A 15,066-nucleotide genomic window follows, 5' to 3' on the forward strand; every position below is an offset into this window, starting at 1 on the left:
TTCAGTCAGGTTTCCGCCATGCATCCCGCAGCCGAACATTCGCCGCTGGGCAAATCCAGCGAATACATCGCCACTTACACGCCGTCCCTGCTGTTCCCGATCCCGCGCACCGCGAAATGGGCCGAGCTGGGTCTGACCGCAGAAACCCTGCCTTATAAAGGTGTGGATTTCTGGAACTGCTTCGAGCTGTCGTGGCTGCTGCCGTCCGGCAAGCCGGTGGTGGCGATTGGTGAGTTCAGCATTCCGGCGGATTCGCCGAACATCATCGAATCCAAGTCGTTCAAGCTTTACCTGAACTCGCTGAATCAGACGCCGTTCGCCGAGGTTGCCGATCTGGAGGCGACACTGGTCAAGGACCTGTCTGCCGCGGCCGGTAAACCAGTGGGCGTGCGGGTTCGTAGCCTGAAAGAGGTTGAGGCTGAAGGTGTCGTAGCGTTGCCGGGTGTTTGCGTCGACGATCTGGATATCAGCGTCAGTAACTACGAGCATCCGCGTCCGGAACTGCTGCGTTGCGATGAATCGCGCGTGGTGGAAGAGAGCCTGCACAGTCACTTGCTCAAATCCAACTGCCCGGTCACCAGTCAGCCAGACTGGGGCAGCGTAGTGGTCGAATACCGTGGCGCAGCGCTGGATCACGCGAGTTTTCTGGAATACATCGTCAGCTTCCGCCAGCATTCGGACTTCCATGAGCAGTGCGTGGAGCGGATCTTTCTTGATCTGCAACGCTTGCTGAAACCCGAGAAGTTGACGGTGTTTGCACGTTACGTGCGTCGCGGCGGGCTGGATATCAACCCGTACCGCAGCACCGAAAGCGCGCAACTGCCGAACCATCGTCTGGTCCGCCAGTAAAGAACCAGGATGCGGACGATCCAATGTGGGAGCGAGCCTGCTCGCGAAAGCGATGGGTCAGCCGACATCATCGTTGAATGACTCACCGTGTTCGCGAGCAGGCTCGCTCCCACACAAACAGCGGACATGAAAAAGCCCTGCCATCGCTGGCAGGGCTTTTTTGCGTCTGGAGGGTTAGATTCCCATGCTGCCCAGTGCATTGACGATGTTGCGCAGCGTGCCGGCGATGGCCGGGTGTTCAACTTCGAAGCGTTCGACGGCCAGGTTCACACCATCGGCGATGTTGGTGTCCGGAGTGGATTCTTCCAGTTTGATCTTGGATTCAATCTGCGCCATCAGCTCATGCAGATTTTCGCGCTCGGCTTCGGAAAGCGGCGGATTCTGCTCCAGTTGCTCGCGCAGGGTATTGAGCTGTTCTTGCAGTTCGCGGGCGGGCATCGTTGGTTTCCTTTTATCGATAGGCACAGGCATTGACCGCAGCCACGCGCCAAAGGTCTATGGCTGACCTTTAGATTAATCCACTCGCGCCAAACCTGCATGATCCTGATCAGGGCTTTTCGCCTTTGAGCCGGCGCAGGCTGATGTCGGCAAGGCAGGTGTCGAGTTCGCCCAGATGATCGATGACCGAATGCACGCCTAAACCGAACAGCTGCATGGTCGCCTTGCCGCGCCGTTGTTCGCGCTCCTTTTGCGTCAGCGCCAGCCATTCATCCGGGGCCAGACCACATAGCGAGCCGCAGGACGCCAGACCGATCGTCCACAGTCCGGCGTTCAGGCCGGATTGCAGCAGTCGCGGCTCGCCACTGACCAGCACGCATCCGTCGAGTCGATCGACGTTCATGCTCATCAATGCTTGCCAGCAGGCATTCGGCGCGGGCCATGGATTGATTGTTGCCGAATGTTGCGTGGATTTCACCCAACTCGGTAATGAAGCCGAAAGCGTAAGGGAAAGGGCAGGGGACAATTCATCCAGCCAGGCACAGGGAATTTGCTGGCGTTGCAAGCTGTGCAGGCTGTCGAGCGCGCCCGGCGTGGCGTCGGTGTGCTGTGCCGAGAGGCTGTCGTGAAGACCTGCGCGGGCACCGAAGTCCACCAGGCATCCGCTGAGTCCGAACAGCACGGCGGTCAGGCTGGGCGAGGCGATAGGCAAGGCTTCGGCGTGTGGCATGAATACGTCCCTGAAATAGCCACAAAGCTAGAGGGCGCCGATGACAGTTGGATGACAGGCCCGTGAAGCAGGCCGTGGGAAGTCTCCTACGAGAAGCTTCATCGTCAGACTGCCCAAAAGCACTTTTGCGCTTATACTAGCGCTCTTAACGCTTGGGCCCGGGTGCCCGCGCCAGTAAAAATCCAAGGAGTTTTTCTATGCGCTGGAGCAATCCTCTCGCTCAGCTATGTGTATGTGCCAGCCTGTCGCTGGTTCCGTTTGTCGCCAACGCTGCAACGGAAGAAGACCCTTGGGAAAGCGTCAACCGCCCGATCTTCCAGTTCAACGATTTCGTTGATACCTACGCGCTGAAGCCTCTGGCGCAGGGTTATGAGTACGTGACTCCGCAGTTCCTCGAGGACGGCATTCACAACATGTTCCGCAACGTCGGTGACGTCACCAACCTGGCGAACAACATTCTGCAGGCCAAACCTGCAGCTGCCGGTGTCGATACTGCACGCATCATCTTCAACACCACCTTCGGCCTGCTGGGCTTCTTCGATGTCGGCACCAAAATGGGCCTGCATCGCAGCGACGAAGACTTCGGTCAGACCCTCGGCTACTGGGGCGTCGGTAGCGGTCCATACGTGATGCTGCCATTGCTCGGCCCGAGCACCCTGCGTGACGCGCCGTCCAAATACGTCGACAGCTACACCGGCCCGTATCGCTACATCAATGACATCCCGGTGCGTAACTCGGTGTTTGGTCTGAACATCGTCGACACCCGCGCCAGCCTGCTGTCGAGCGAAAAGCTGATCAGCGGCGACAAGTACACCTTCATCCGCAACGCCTACTTGCAGAACCGCGAGTTCAAGGTCAAGGATGGTCACGTCGAAGACGATTTTTGATCTCGACCGATAGAATGAACAAGGCGGCCCTCGGGCCGCCTTTTTTGTATGTGCTTATTTCATCTTCAAAATGCTCAGACCGAGCTTTTGTGTCTTGCCATCCTCGGCTTTGACCCAAACCACTTCGGTATCGGCCTCAAGCCCGCTGAGCGCCGTATGATCGGAATCGATGCGCACGCTCAAACGGTCGCCGACCTTGAACTGCCTGGGTGCTTCGACCTGCATGCCGCTGCTGGAGAGGTCGATGCACACCGCCGACACCTCATCACCCTCATGAATCAACACAACATCGGCATCGACCCGCATGCGGATGAAATCGCGCTTTTCGCTGTAGTCCCGACCGGTTTGACTCATGCCTTCGTCCTTCCATTGGGTTACGGTTTGAGCTGTTCTTATAACTCTCGGTGATTTGACAAGTAAAGTCGTCAAGCGACCATCGGCGCATGCTTGAAACGCCCCGCGGATGGGAGTACCGTCTGCGCCTTAGAAGGGCACCTCTGGTGCAATCGTGTTTCGGGCCAATGCTCGAAACCGGTGCAGCAGAGAGGCTAGAAAGCGAATCCAGTAGTCTGAGCCGGGCCGTTGCCCCGCCTGCTACGCCAACCTAATTCTGGCGCCGTTTGCCCACATGCCAAAAACCAGTGCCACGCTGCTGATAATCGATGATGACGAAGTAGTGCGCGCGAGTCTCGCGGCCTACTTGGAAGACAGTGGTTTCAGCGTCCTGCAGGCCAGTAATGGTCAGCAAGGTCTTCAGGTATTCGAGCAAGACAAGCCCGACTTGGTCATCTGCGATCTGCGCATGCCGCAGATGGGCGGTCTCGAACTCATCCGTCAGGTCACCGAGCTGTCGCCGCAAATTCCGGTGATCGTGGTTTCGGGCGCCGGCGTGATGAACGACGCGGTCGAGGCCCTGCGCCTTGGCGCGGCGGATTACCTGATCAAGCCTCTCGAAGATCTGGCTGTGCTCGAGCACTCCGTGCGCCGGGCCCTGGATCGTGCGCGCCTGCTGCTGGAAAACCAGCGCTATCGCGAGAAGCTGGAAAAGGCCAACCGTGAACTCGAAGCCAGCCTGAACCTGCTCCAGGAAGACCAGAACGCCGGTCGCCAGGTGCAGATGAACATGCTGCCGGTCAGCCCGTGGAGCATCGACGAGTTCCAGTTTGCCCACCAGATCATCCCCTCGTTGTACCTGTCGGGTGATTTTGTCGACTATTTCCGTGTCGACGAGCGCCGGGTCGCGTTTTACCTGGCCGACGTTTCCGGTCATGGTGCCTCTTCAGCCTTCGTTACCGTGCTGTTGAAGTTCATGACCACGCGCTTGCTGTTCGAATCCAAGCGCAACGGCACATTGCCGGAATTCAAGCCTTCGGAAGTCCTTGGTCATATCAACCGGGGGCTGATCAGTTGTAAGCTGGGTAAACACGTCACAATGGTCGGTGGAGTCATCGACGAGGAGACCGGTTTGTTGACCTATAGCATCGGCGGCCATCTGCCGTTGCCTGTGTTGTACACGCCCGACAGTGTTCGTTATCTCGAAGGGCGCGGTCTGCCGGTGGGGCTTTTCAACGAAGCCACCTACGAAGACCACGTATTGGAGCTGCCGCCGACGTTCAGCCTGACGCTGATGTCCGATGGCATTCTGGATCTTTTGCCAGAACCAACGCTCAAAGAAAAAGAAGCTGCTTTGCCTCAACGGGTGAAGTCAGCGGGCGGCAGCCTGGATGGTCTGCGGCAGGTTTTTGGATTGGCCACGCTAGGGGAGATGCCGGATGATATCGCCCTGTTGGTGCTGAGCAGGAATCTTTAATGAGTACCGGTAGAATCCAGTTCGCCGAGCAGGACGGCACCTTCGTCCTGAAGTTCGTCGGTGAAGTACGCCTGACCCTGTGTTCGGCGTTGGATGCGACTATTGAGAAAATCTTCACCGCGTTGAATTTCAACGCGATCGTGATCGATTTGACCGAAACCCGCAGCATCGACAGCACGACCCTTGGCCTGCTGGCCAAATTGTCGATCCTGTCGCGGCAGAAGGTCGGCCTGCTGCCGACCGTCGTTACCACACACGATGACATCACTCGTCTGCTGCAATCGATGGGCTTCGAGCAGGTGTTCAACATCGTCAACCATCCCGTGCCTTGCCCAGAATGCCTGGACGACCTGCCGGATCAGGATCAGTCGGAGGAAGTGGTGCGGATCAAAGTGCTCGAAGCGCACAAGATCCTCATGGGGTTGAACGACTCCAACCGCGAAGCCTTCCACGATCTGGTGAATGCCCTCGAACGGCATTAAGCGGCTCGGGCCCTGGTGGGCCCATCGCTAGCAGGCTAGCTCCCACAGGGCTCTCGATTCGACTCACCATTGTGATCACCCCACAGATTCCCCTGTGGGAGCTAGCCTGCTAGCGATGGCGGTCGCAGTGGCACCAGATCTCTCGCATAACCAAAAAAGGGCGAACCCTCACAGGTTCGCCCTTTTGCATTCCAGCTACTCAGATCACAGCTTGGCTTGCAGCAACGCCTCAAGCTTTTCCTGATCGCGGGCAAACTGACGGATGCCCTCAGCCAGTTTCTCGGTCGCCATCGCGTCTTCGTTGGACAACCAGCGGAACTGCGCTTCGTTCAGGCTCAGACGCGCTTCACCCGCGTGGCCTGGCGCCAGTTTGCGTTCCAGTTTGCCGGTGTCTGCCGCGAGTTTGTCGATCAAATCCGGGCTGATGGTCAGACGGTCGCAACCGGCCAACTGCTCGATCTGGTTCAGATTGCGGAAGCTGGCACCCATGACCACGGTCTTGTAGTCATTGGCCTTGTAGTAGTTGTAGATGCGCGTCACCGACTGTACGCCCGGATCATCGGCACCGGTGTAATCGTTGCCGTTGGCCTTTTTGTACCAGTCGTAGATGCGGCCGACGAATGGCGAAATCAGGAACACTCCGGCGTCAGCGCAAGCGGCGGCCTGAGCGAAGGAGAACAGCAGCGTCAGGTTGGTCTGGATGCCTTCCTTTTCCAGAATCTCGGCAGCGCGGATGCCTTCCCACGTGGAGGCGATTTTGATCAGTACGCGATCACGGCCGATACCGGCCTTGTCGTACAGTTCGATCAGGCGATGCGCGCGCTTGAGCACGGCGTCCTGGTCGAACGACAGACGGGCGTCCACTTCGGTGGAGATACGACCCGGGATCACTTTGAGAATTTCCTGACCTACGGCGACGCCAAAGCGGTCGCTGGCGAGGCCGACATCGCCCTTGCAGTCGCTGACGCAAGCGTTCAGCAACTCGGCGTAAGCCGGGATCGCTGCCGCTTTGAGCAGCAGGGAAGGGTTGGTGGTGGCATCTACCGGCTTAACGCGGGAAATCGCCTCGAAGTCGCCGGTATCGGCAACCACGGTAGTCATTTGTTTGAGTTGTTCCAGCTTGGAAGTCATGAGCGTGCTCTGTCCTATGGGTCCGTTGACATTACCCGAGCGCTGACAGCCACTCAAGGGCGCGTACGTGTATCGATGGCCGCTGCGGCAACAACCTGAAAACGATTGTTTGAAAGGTGCGGCCGGATATCGATAAATACGATGCCAAAACAGCTCACAGGTTCAAATCAACTGACCTGCGTACAGGTCAGTTGCGCAGTACCTACTGTGCATTCAACTCGGTGCTGACCGCTGCTTCCGCCGGTTTCGGTTGTCCGTCGGAAGTCAGTAAACCGAAGTTCTTCTCTCGATCATTACTGCCCGTATCGCTGTTTTTCCATTCGTAGATCGACGTCAGCGGGATACTGAGCTTTTTCACGTCGGCAATAAACGCGGTGATCTTGCTGGCTTGCCCTTCTGGGCCGCCGTTGGAGGCGAGCGCCGAGATCCCCCATTCACTGATGACCCCCGGCAAATGGAAGTTCTGCTGAATGAACGCCTGCGCATTGCTGATCTGCGTGGCCGTCATGCCGTAAGGGTGATACGAGATGGCATTCAGGCATTTCGGGTATTCGCTGACGATGCGGTTCAACGCCACCGTCGATGCAGAGCCAGCGCTGGGTGGCCGGGCAAAGCCGTAGCCGATCACTGGTGTCGTTTGTGGTTTGCCCTGCAGGTTTTTGCACACGCCGCTCATGAACGGCACGAACGTTGTGTCGAAGTTGCCGGTCGGCCAGTAGGTGTCCAGATCCGGCTCGTTCCATAGCTCGATCGCGACCAGTTGCGCGGCGTACGACTGTTGCAGCCCCGTCACCGCGTTGGCGAAGTTTTCACCCGCTGCCGCCAGCTCGTCAGCTGACGTGGCGGGCAGGGGTTTGATGGCGCGTACCGTCAGCAGAACCGGCAGTCCAGCGGATCTGGCGGCGGCAAAGGCATCGTTTACCTGCTGTTGATACGCCTTGGCAGTCAGGCTGTCACTCCATACGCCGAAGCGCACAAAACTGAAGCCTGCCGATTTGATCTGCGCTGCATCGGCGGCGGAGAAGTTCTGGATCTTGACCTGAACCCCGATGGTTCGGGTAGGAAGGTTGGGGAATAGGTCACTGGCGTGCACTTGAGTCGTTGCACCCAGCACTGTCAGCGCGAGTGCGCCCAGTCGTTTGAGATGGGGTGATTTCATGTCTGCTCTCCCGAAGAGAAGTGACAACTACGAATAATTATCTCGTTACTCCTGTTTCGATAGAGATGATGGCACTAAGTGCACAAATGTTATTTTTTGTCGGAAAACCATCAGCCCAAAATCACAGTTATTTTTAGTCCGGTAATTCCGGTTGGGGCGCTTAAAAGGGCTGTGGTACTTAATGCACTGTACTAACAGGGCGAATCTATTTCTGAGTGCAGGAAAGTCTTGCGGGTTCATTAAACCTGCTCGATATGTTGGCCGATTGACATTACACGGGAAAGTAAACCTTGTTCAATAAGATCCTTGTCGTCTGCGTGGGCAATATTTGCCGAAGTCCGACAGCAGAACTTTTGCTGCGTAACGCGCTGGCCTCCTCAACGATCACGGTGAACTCCGCAGGCCTGTCCGCACGGGTTGGCGAGTCCATGGAAGCGACCGCGCGCCAGGTGCTTGAAGACCACGGGCGGAGTGCCGAAGGCTTCACGGCACAGCAGATTACCGCGGACATCGTTAATGAATCAGATCTGATTCTGGTCATGGAAAAACAACATGTAAATCAAGTATTGAAGATTGCCTCGCATGCGCGGGGCAAAGTGTTTCTGCTCGGCAAGTGGCAGAACGAGCGAGAAATCCACGACCCGTATCGTCAAGGCAAGGCCGCTTTTATTCATGCCCATGCATTGATTGAAGATGCTGTCAGCTCATGGGCACAACGCCTCGGGCGTTGATGAATATTCTTCAGATCAGTGAATGGTAAGAACAGACTTATGCAGTTACCGTCCGTAATCGGCACCCGTGACAACGATCAAGACAGTATTGATCTTCTCGGCATATTTGGCAGTCTGATTGACCAGAAGTGGTTGATCGGCGCACTGACCGGCGCCTTCATGGCCACCGGCGTTGCCTATGCGGTTTTGGCCACACCGGTGTATCTGGCGAACGCGCTGGTTCAGGTCGAACCGAAAAAGAACGACATGCTCGGCTTTTCCGATCTCAACAGCATGCTTGGCGGCCAATCGCCGTCGGTGACCGAGATCGGCATCATCAAGTCCCGCGCAGTGATCGGCAAAACCGTCGATGACCTGCGCCTGGATATCGATGTCACGCCCAACACGTTCCCGATCATCGGTGGTTTTCTCGCTCGTCGTTATCGCGGCGAAAGTGAGTTCAGCGTCGCGCCTCCACGCTTCGGTCTGAACAGTTATGCGTGGGGCGGTGAACGCCTGGAAATCGCCCGGCTTAATCTGCCGAAAGAACTGCTGGGCAAGAAGCTCACGTTGATTGCTGGCGAACAACAGCACTTCCAGTTGCTGGATGACAACGGCAACCTGCTGGTGGAAGGCGTTGCCGGCACTGCGTTCGAAGAAGACGGGGTGGAAGGCCTGATCGCCCAGTTGTCAGCCAATCCGGGTACGCGTTTCGAAGTGGTGCGCAATCCACGAATCGTCACCGTGCAAAGTTATCAGGACGCGCTGGATATTTCCGAGCAAGGTAAAGAGTCGGGGATTATCCGTCTGGCGCTGGCCAGCTCTGACGCCGCCGAGGCAGTGAAGATCCTCAACAAGATCGCGGCGCTTTATGTGCAGCAGAACGTGCAACGCACCTCGGCTGAAGCGGCGCAGAGCCTGGCGTTCCTGCAAAGTCAGTTGCCGCAGGTCAAACGTGATCTGGCCAAGGCCAGCGATGCGCTCAACGCCTATCAGACGCGCGGCAAGACCGTGAACATCTCGCTGGAAACCCAATCGGTGCTCGGCCAGTCCGTGGCGCTCGAAACGCGGATTTCCGAGCTGAGAATGCAGCAGGCAGAGATGGATCGTAAGTTCACCAAACAGCATCCGGCCTATCGTGCACTGATGAGCCAGATCGGTGAGTTGACTCAGCAGCAGAAGTCGCTGGCAGGCAAAGTCGGCGACTTGCCAGCGACCCAACAGGAATTGCTCAACCTGACCCGCGACGTCGAAGTGGCGTCGCAGATCTACACGCAACTGCTGAACAAATCCCAGGAGCTGGACATCGTCCGCGCCGGTGCGGTGGGCAACGTGCGCTTGATCGACACGGCGGATGTCGACCTGAGCAGCCCGGTCAAACCGAAAAAAGCCCTGATCGTGCTGATCGCGACGTTCCTCGGCGCCTTCGTCGGCGTGGCGCTGGTGTTGCTGCGCAAATCCCTTAGTCGAGGTCTGGAAGGGCCGGAAGCTATCGAGCAGCTCGGGCTGCCGGTCTATGCGTCGATCCCCTACAGCGCGCTGCAACAGGAAGAAGACACTAAAAAAGTCCGCACCAAAAACGCAGCTGATAATCCGGCGTATCTGCTGGCGCTGCGCAACCCGACGGATCTGTCGATCGAGTCGATCCGCAGCTTGCGCACCTGCCTGCACTTCGCCGGGCTGGACTCGACCAACAACCGCATCATGATTTCCGGCCCGAGCCCGCAGGTTGGCAAGACTTTCGTCTCGTCCAACCTCGCGGCAGTCATGGCGCAAAGCGGTCAGCGCGTGGTGCTGGTCGATGCCGACATGCGCAAAGGGCACCTGCACAAGACGCTCAACACCCCGATCACCAACGGTTTGTCGGATCTGTTGGTCAAACGCTGCAGCATCGAGCAGGCGATCAATAAAGTCGAAATCGACAACCTGCATTTCATCAGCCGTGGGCAGGTGCCACCGAATCCTTCCGAGCTGTTGATGCACGCCAACTTCCGCGAACTGCTGGCGCAACTCAGCGACATGTATGACGTGGTGATCATCGATACGCCGCCGCTGCTGGCAGTGACCGACGCGGCGATTGTCGGGCGGGAAGCGGCGATCAGCCTGATTGTCACGCGCTTCGGGGTGAACCCGGCGAAAGAGATCGAAATGACCATCCGCCGCTTTGCGCAGAACGGTATCGAGTTGAAAGGCGCGGTGTTCAACGGTGTCGAGAAACGCGCCGCCAGCTATTACGGCAACGGCGGTTACGGCTATTACAACTACGAATACGCGTCCGACAAGTCCTGAGTTTCAGCGGTTGTCCTTACATGTTTGAAGTGGGTGAGTTGTGAAGAAAATACTGCATGTGGCTGAAACGATAAAAGGTGGCGTCGCGACGGTGATCCGCACTATTTCGGCGTCGCCCGAAGGCGATGCGACGAACTACGAGCTGGTCTATCTGGTCCCGCAGGATCAGGAAAAAGAACTGCACGGCATCCCGCAGCAGCAGATCCGCACGTTCGCCAGAACCGGGCGCAACATCTCCTCGTTGCTGCGCTTCGCCTGGCGATTGTCTCAGGTGATGCTCAAGGAAAAACCTGATGTAGTGCATCTGCACAGCACCTTTTCCGGGGTGATTGGCCGTTGCGTGTGCGTGCTGTTACGGCCCTGGCGCAAACCGAAAATCGTCTATTGCCCGCACGCCTTTTCGTTCCTGATGGAAAGCTCGCCGGCCAAGCAGAAAGTCTATGCGTGGATCGAGCGGGTGTTGCAGAAGGTCACCGACGTGATCATCTGTGTCAGCCAGTACGAGCTCGACAAGGCTGCGAAATTTGGTATCGATCGCAAGCGCATGACGCTGATCTACAACGGCATCCATCAACGCGATCAAGCGCCTAAAGCCGAGCAGGCTGAGCCGATTCATCTGCTGTTCGTCGGTCGTCTCGACTATCAGAAAGGCTTCGATGTGTTGCTCAAGGCGTACGCCAAAGTAGAGCGCAGCGACTTGAAACTGACGGTGGTCGGCAGTGCGGTCAACGAGGACAAAGTCGAGTGCCCACCGATGGACTCGGTTGAATACCTGCCGTGGGTGACGCCCGCCGAAGTGCATGCGCTGTATCAAAAAGCCGATGCGTTGATCGTTCCGAGTCGCTGGGAAGGTTTTGCCATGGTGCCGCTGGAAGGCATGGCCATGGGCTTGCCGGTGATCGCCAGCAACTGCACGTCACTGCCGGAACTGGTGACCAACGAGGTCTCTGGTTATGTGTTCCCGACCGGTGATCACCAGGCACTGGCCGACGTGCTGGCGAAGATCCAGAAGCCGAGGTTGCTCGATCTCGGCAATCAAGGTCGCAACATCGTCCGCGAGCGTTTCAGTGCCGCGTTGATGATTCGCCAGACCTACGACCTGTATTGCGCACCCACTTATTAAGTAGAACTCAGCTTATGAACGTAACGATTTTGCATGGCTACAGCGCGTCCAACTCCGGTGACGGTCTGCTCGTCGATCTGGCGATTGCCTTAGTGCAGCGCAACTTTGGCGATGACACGGCAATCAGCGTCGTGGCCTCCGATCCCGATTCCTTCAGCTACCTGCCGCACCCGCGTTTCGACGCGCCAGTGATGGCCGCCAAAGGTCTGGGCCGGGTCAAGCAAGCGGTATTCCTCAACCAGTCTTACGCCGGTCTCGCCGATCTGCTGAAAAAAACCGATCTGATTGTCGGCGTCGGTGGCGGCTACATGCGTTCGAAAAGTGCCTTCGAACACGTCAAGTTGAAACTGGGCCACGCCAAGCAACTGGAAACGGCGATCCTCAGCAAAGTGCCGTCGGTGTACCTGCCGCAAAGCATCGGTCCGTTCCATGGCGAGAGCAGCAAGATCGTCGAGCATTACGCCAGCGCCGATGCGGTGTTCGTGCGCGACAATCGCTCGTCGGCGATTTTCGATGCCTGTGAAAATGTCTACCGCGCGCCGGATCTGGCGGTTCAGTCGTTGGCCAGCAAAATCCTCATGCAACCGAAGTTCACCCGCTGCGCGTCTTCGCCGGCAACGGTCTGCGTGGTGCTGCGCAAGCCGCCGGAGTGGAGCAAGGAGAAGAAGGTCGCTTACGTCGCCAACCTGAAGTTGCTGCTGCAGCGCTTGAAGAACAAAAGCAAAGTGGTCTGCGCGGTGCAAAGTGCCGTGCGTGGCAACGATGACGGTGCGTTCTATCGCGAGCTGGGCATCACCGAAGACTTGCTGCCATTGAAAGCCACGCTGGCCAAATATCAGCCGGATCTGGTGATTTCCGTGCGCCTGCACGGTGCCATCGAATCGTTGCTGTCCGGGGTTCCGGCGTACCACATCAGCTATGAGCGCAAAGGTTTTGGCGCCTATCAGGACATGGGTGTGGAGGACTGGGTGATCAATGGCGGCGACATCAATGTCGATACGATCATCGACACGGTTTACGCGCCGAACGCGCTGTCGAACTTCGGCAAACGCCTGACCGATACCTGCCGTGAGATCGAAGCGAAAACCGTGGCGATGGACGAGATCATCAAAGGTATCGTTCGATGATATTTCGCCTGCTGCTTCGCGGCGGTGCATTAGGCGCGAAGTTTTTGCTGGTGCTGGCGATCACCCATTTCCTCGGTTATGAGGCGCTGGGTTTTTACGGCGTGGTGGTGGCAGCATCGTTGATTGCGTCGAAGTTCTACAGCGTCGGTTTCAGTTCCGAGATCAATCGGTTGATCAGCGTCGGTGGTAGTTCGCGACGTGTCGTCGACAAGGTTCTGCTGTTGTATCTGGCGGTGGGGCTGTTGCTGTCGGTAGTGACTGTGCTGATTTATACGCTGTTCCAGCAGGTCGAAACGGCGACTGCGCTGATCGTCTGTGTGACCCTGGTGCTGTTGACCGAGCACCTGTCCTTCGAGATCAACTCCTTCGTGTTCTCGGCGCAGAAAGCCACGGCGGGCGCGCTGCTGTTTTTCATCAAGACCGGCCTGTGGGCGTTGTTGGCAGTAGGCGGAATGATGCTCGGTTGGGTCTCCGGGATCGCCAGCGTGCTGTGGTTGTGGGTGATCGCCAACGTGCTGGTGATCGTCGCCGGTTACTTGATTGTGGTGAACGTGCACAACGGCCGCGTGGCCGGAACTTTGGCCACGTCTACTGTGTGGAAAGCAGGCCTGCCGTTTTATCTTGGCACTGGTTTGATCGCGCTGAGTCAGTACGCCGAGCGCTTCCTGATCATTGACCTCGAACCTTATGCGAGCCTCGGTAAATACGTGTACGCGTGGTCGGCGGCCAACACCTTGCAAGCGCTGTCCTACGCGGTGGTGGCGGTGGTGGGGATTCCGGTGCTCGCCAAGCGTTTTCAGGCTGATCAGCAACCGTTTACGGTCAGGCAGTTGTTCATCAACAAGTGGGTTGCACGTTCGCTGGCGGTGTCTGCAGCGGTGGCGGTGGCGATTTATCTGTTCTTCAATTTCGTGCTGGATTACGTCGCAACCAGCGTTCCGCGTCCGGACAATGCGATCCTCGGCGTGCTGATTTTCTCCTTTGCCTTGCGCGCGATTGGCGACATCGTCTGGGGCGGTTTGATTGCTTCGAAAAACAGCCGGGTGTCACTCGCCAGCGCAGCGATCTGTCTGCTGGTTTCAGTGCCGGTCAGCTACATGCTGATCAAGCACTATTCGATCTATGGCGCCGCTTGGGGCAACGTCTTCGCAGTCAGCGTGCAGCTCGGCGTGATTGCCATTTTGACTCGCGTCACGCGGCCGAAAAAGGCTGCGCTGTCATGGGCCTGAAGCTGCCGCGTATCGAGTTTCGGGGCAGAACACTCGACTCCTCACTTTCGTTCCTGATTCTGTTCAGCGGGTTGTTTCTCTCGGTGGCGATGCCGCTACTGATTCCCCGCGATCCGGGCCCGGACGCCATGACTTTGTGGTCGTCCTATGCGCGGGCCGACAACTGCAATTTCTGGAACCCGTTCTCGCCGGATCGCTCTTCCTACGAGTGTTCGGCGTTCCTGCTGCGGCCCACCGGGATCAACCTGACCAACGCCTGGGCCTACGGGATGTTCTGCAATTTCTTCCTCACGGCGATTCCGGTGGTGGTGTTCCGGCGCATGCCGCTGGCGATTTTCGGCACCCTGTGTCTGTGGGGGATCGTGCGTTCGTTTTTCCTGGAAAACCTGACCAAGGAAATCATTGTCTCGGTGGCGGTATTGAGCATTTTGCTCAGCTCGCTGACACGCAAATATCGCGGCGGATTTTTCTTGTCGGCAGTGATTTACGGCGTGCTGATCCGGCCTTACTGGATTCTGTTTTCGCTGTCCTGGGTCGGCGTCTGCGTGATGAAAAAGTACGTGTCGCGGGTGACCTTTTTTCTGATGCTGTTCATGTTTTATCTGGCAGTGGCGATGGCGATCCAGCTTGCGCTGGGGTTCCCGGTGTCATCGATTCGCGCCAGTAACAACGAGCTGCGTACGGCGGGCGAAGAGGGCTCGAAGTCGTTGATCGTGTCCTGGCTCAGCGGCAGCGATTTCGTTTCGCAGGCGCTGGACTCGATGATCATCTTCTTTCGGCTGTCGTTTCCGGTGGAGTTGATCCTGCTGTCCGGGCCGGGTCAGGTGATCTTCGTGGCGTTGATGATGATGACCGCGCTGCTGCTGTTCAAAGTCATCACCTCGACCGATTACAAGGGCGCACCAATCCAGACCAAACCCAAGGAACTGATCGCGATCCCGATGGCGTTTCTGCTGGTGCAAGGCTTGTTCGAACCGGACTTCGGTTCCTTCGCCCGGCACTTCTCGATGGTGGTGCCGGTGCTGTTTGTCGGCCTGGGATTGATGCTGCGGGCGAACAAACCGGTGCAGGTTGAATCAAGAGTTCTGAATTGAGGCGGGAG

At 57.5% G+C, this 15,066-nt stretch carries 15 protein-coding genes; 10 read left to right on the plus strand and 5 right to left on the minus strand.

Features of this window, described 5'->3' with window-relative positions:
• The first annotated feature begins 18 nt into the window (after positions 1–18).
• The gene (queF, locus tag ACTWLJ_RS16760) at positions 19–849 is read left to right on the plus strand and encodes an NADPH-dependent 7-cyano-7-deazaguanine reductase QueF (protein WP_445177632.1); all 831 of its coding nucleotides are present in this window, start codon (positions 19–21) and stop codon (positions 847–849) included.
• 174 nt (positions 850–1,023) lie between these two features.
• On the opposite strand, the gene ACTWLJ_RS16765 is transcribed toward queF, so the two are convergent.
• Both ACTWLJ_RS16765 and ACTWLJ_RS16770 read right to left on the minus strand, forming a co-directional pair.
• A complete protein-coding gene (locus ACTWLJ_RS16765; RefSeq protein ID WP_401216372.1) occupies positions 1,024–1,287 on the minus strand; it encodes a DUF4404 family protein in 264 nt (87 codons plus the stop codon).
• 109 nt (positions 1,288–1,396) lie between these two features.
• Positions 1,397–2,017: an HAD family phosphatase gene (locus ACTWLJ_RS16770; RefSeq protein ID WP_445177633.1), complete on the minus strand. Its 621-nt coding sequence runs from the start codon at positions 2,015–2,017 to the stop codon at positions 1,397–1,399.
• 197 nt (positions 2,018–2,214) lie between these two features.
• On the opposite strand from ACTWLJ_RS16770, the gene ACTWLJ_RS16775 reads away from it, so the two are divergent.
• Positions 2,215–2,904 (plus strand): MlaA family lipoprotein, encoded by a 690-nt coding sequence (locus tag ACTWLJ_RS16775; protein WP_445177634.1) that lies wholly within the window; start codon positions 2,215–2,217, stop codon positions 2,902–2,904.
• A 54-nt stretch (positions 2,905–2,958) separates the two neighbouring features.
• On the opposite strand, the gene ACTWLJ_RS16780 is transcribed toward ACTWLJ_RS16775, so the two are convergent.
• Entirely contained in the window at positions 2,959–3,258 is a 300-nt protein-coding gene (locus ACTWLJ_RS16780; RefSeq protein WP_445177635.1) for a PilZ domain-containing protein, read from the minus strand.
• Between the two features lie 274 nt (positions 3,259–3,532).
• On the opposite strand from ACTWLJ_RS16780, the gene rssB reads away from it, so the two are divergent.
• Both rssB and rssC read left to right on the plus strand, forming a co-directional pair.
• Positions 3,533–4,714, plus strand: coding sequence for a two-component system response regulator RssB (gene rssB / locus ACTWLJ_RS16785; protein WP_445177636.1), 1,182 nt, complete (start codon positions 3,533–3,535; stop codon positions 4,712–4,714).
• On the plus strand, positions 4,714–5,196 hold the full coding sequence (gene rssC / locus ACTWLJ_RS16790; protein ID WP_042560140.1) for an anti-sigma factor antagonist RssC: 483 nt from the start codon (positions 4,714–4,716) through the stop codon (positions 5,194–5,196). Before rssB ends, rssC begins: the two co-directional genes overlap by 1 nt.
• A 204-nt stretch (positions 5,197–5,400) precedes the next feature.
• Here rssC and tal read toward each other — a convergent pair whose 3' ends face one another.
• Positions 5,401–6,327 carry a transaldolase gene (gene tal / locus ACTWLJ_RS16795; RefSeq protein ID WP_401216368.1) on the minus strand — a complete coding sequence of 309 codons (927 nt, stop codon included), beginning with the start codon at positions 6,325–6,327 and terminating at the stop codon, positions 5,401–5,403.
• A gap of 202 nt (positions 6,328–6,529) precedes the next feature.
• The gene (locus ACTWLJ_RS16800; protein WP_445177637.1) at positions 6,530–7,486 is read right to left on the minus strand and encodes a glycosyl hydrolase family 5; all 957 of its coding nucleotides are present in this window, start codon (positions 7,484–7,486) and stop codon (positions 6,530–6,532) included.
• A gap of 290 nt (positions 7,487–7,776) precedes the next feature.
• On the opposite strand from ACTWLJ_RS16800, the gene ACTWLJ_RS16805 reads away from it, so the two are divergent.
• Genes ACTWLJ_RS16805 through ACTWLJ_RS16830 form a run of 6 tightly spaced genes read left to right on the plus strand, consistent with a single transcriptional unit; the run spans position 7,777 to position 15,058 of the window.
• Positions 7,777–8,217: a low molecular weight protein-tyrosine-phosphatase gene (locus ACTWLJ_RS16805; RefSeq protein ID WP_445177638.1), complete on the plus strand. Its 441-nt coding sequence runs from the start codon at positions 7,777–7,779 to the stop codon at positions 8,215–8,217.
• A 39-nt stretch (positions 8,218–8,256) separates the two neighbouring features.
• The gene (locus tag ACTWLJ_RS16810) at positions 8,257–10,485 is read left to right on the plus strand and encodes a polysaccharide biosynthesis tyrosine autokinase (RefSeq protein ID WP_445177639.1); all 2,229 of its coding nucleotides are present in this window, start codon (positions 8,257–8,259) and stop codon (positions 10,483–10,485) included.
• Between the two features lie 40 nt (positions 10,486–10,525).
• Entirely contained in the window at positions 10,526–11,608 is a 1,083-nt protein-coding gene (locus ACTWLJ_RS16815; protein ID WP_445177640.1) for a glycosyltransferase, read from the plus strand.
• Between the two features lie 14 nt (positions 11,609–11,622).
• Positions 11,623–12,735, plus strand: coding sequence for a polysaccharide pyruvyl transferase family protein (locus ACTWLJ_RS16820; RefSeq protein WP_445177641.1), 1,113 nt, complete (start codon positions 11,623–11,625; stop codon positions 12,733–12,735).
• A complete protein-coding gene (locus ACTWLJ_RS16825) occupies positions 12,732–13,964 on the plus strand; it encodes a phosphoribosylaminoimidazole carboxylase (RefSeq protein ID WP_445177642.1) in 1,233 nt (410 codons plus the stop codon). The genes ACTWLJ_RS16820 and ACTWLJ_RS16825 overlap by 4 nt, the downstream gene beginning before the upstream one ends.
• Positions 13,955–15,058, plus strand: a complete 1,104-nt coding sequence (locus ACTWLJ_RS16830; RefSeq protein ID WP_445177643.1) for a hypothetical protein — start codon at positions 13,955–13,957, stop codon at positions 15,056–15,058. Before ACTWLJ_RS16825 ends, ACTWLJ_RS16830 begins: the two co-directional genes overlap by 10 nt.
• Positions 15,059–15,066 lie beyond the last annotated feature (8 nt).

It is taken from the genome of Pseudomonas sp. McL0111 (genome assembly GCF_052567255.1).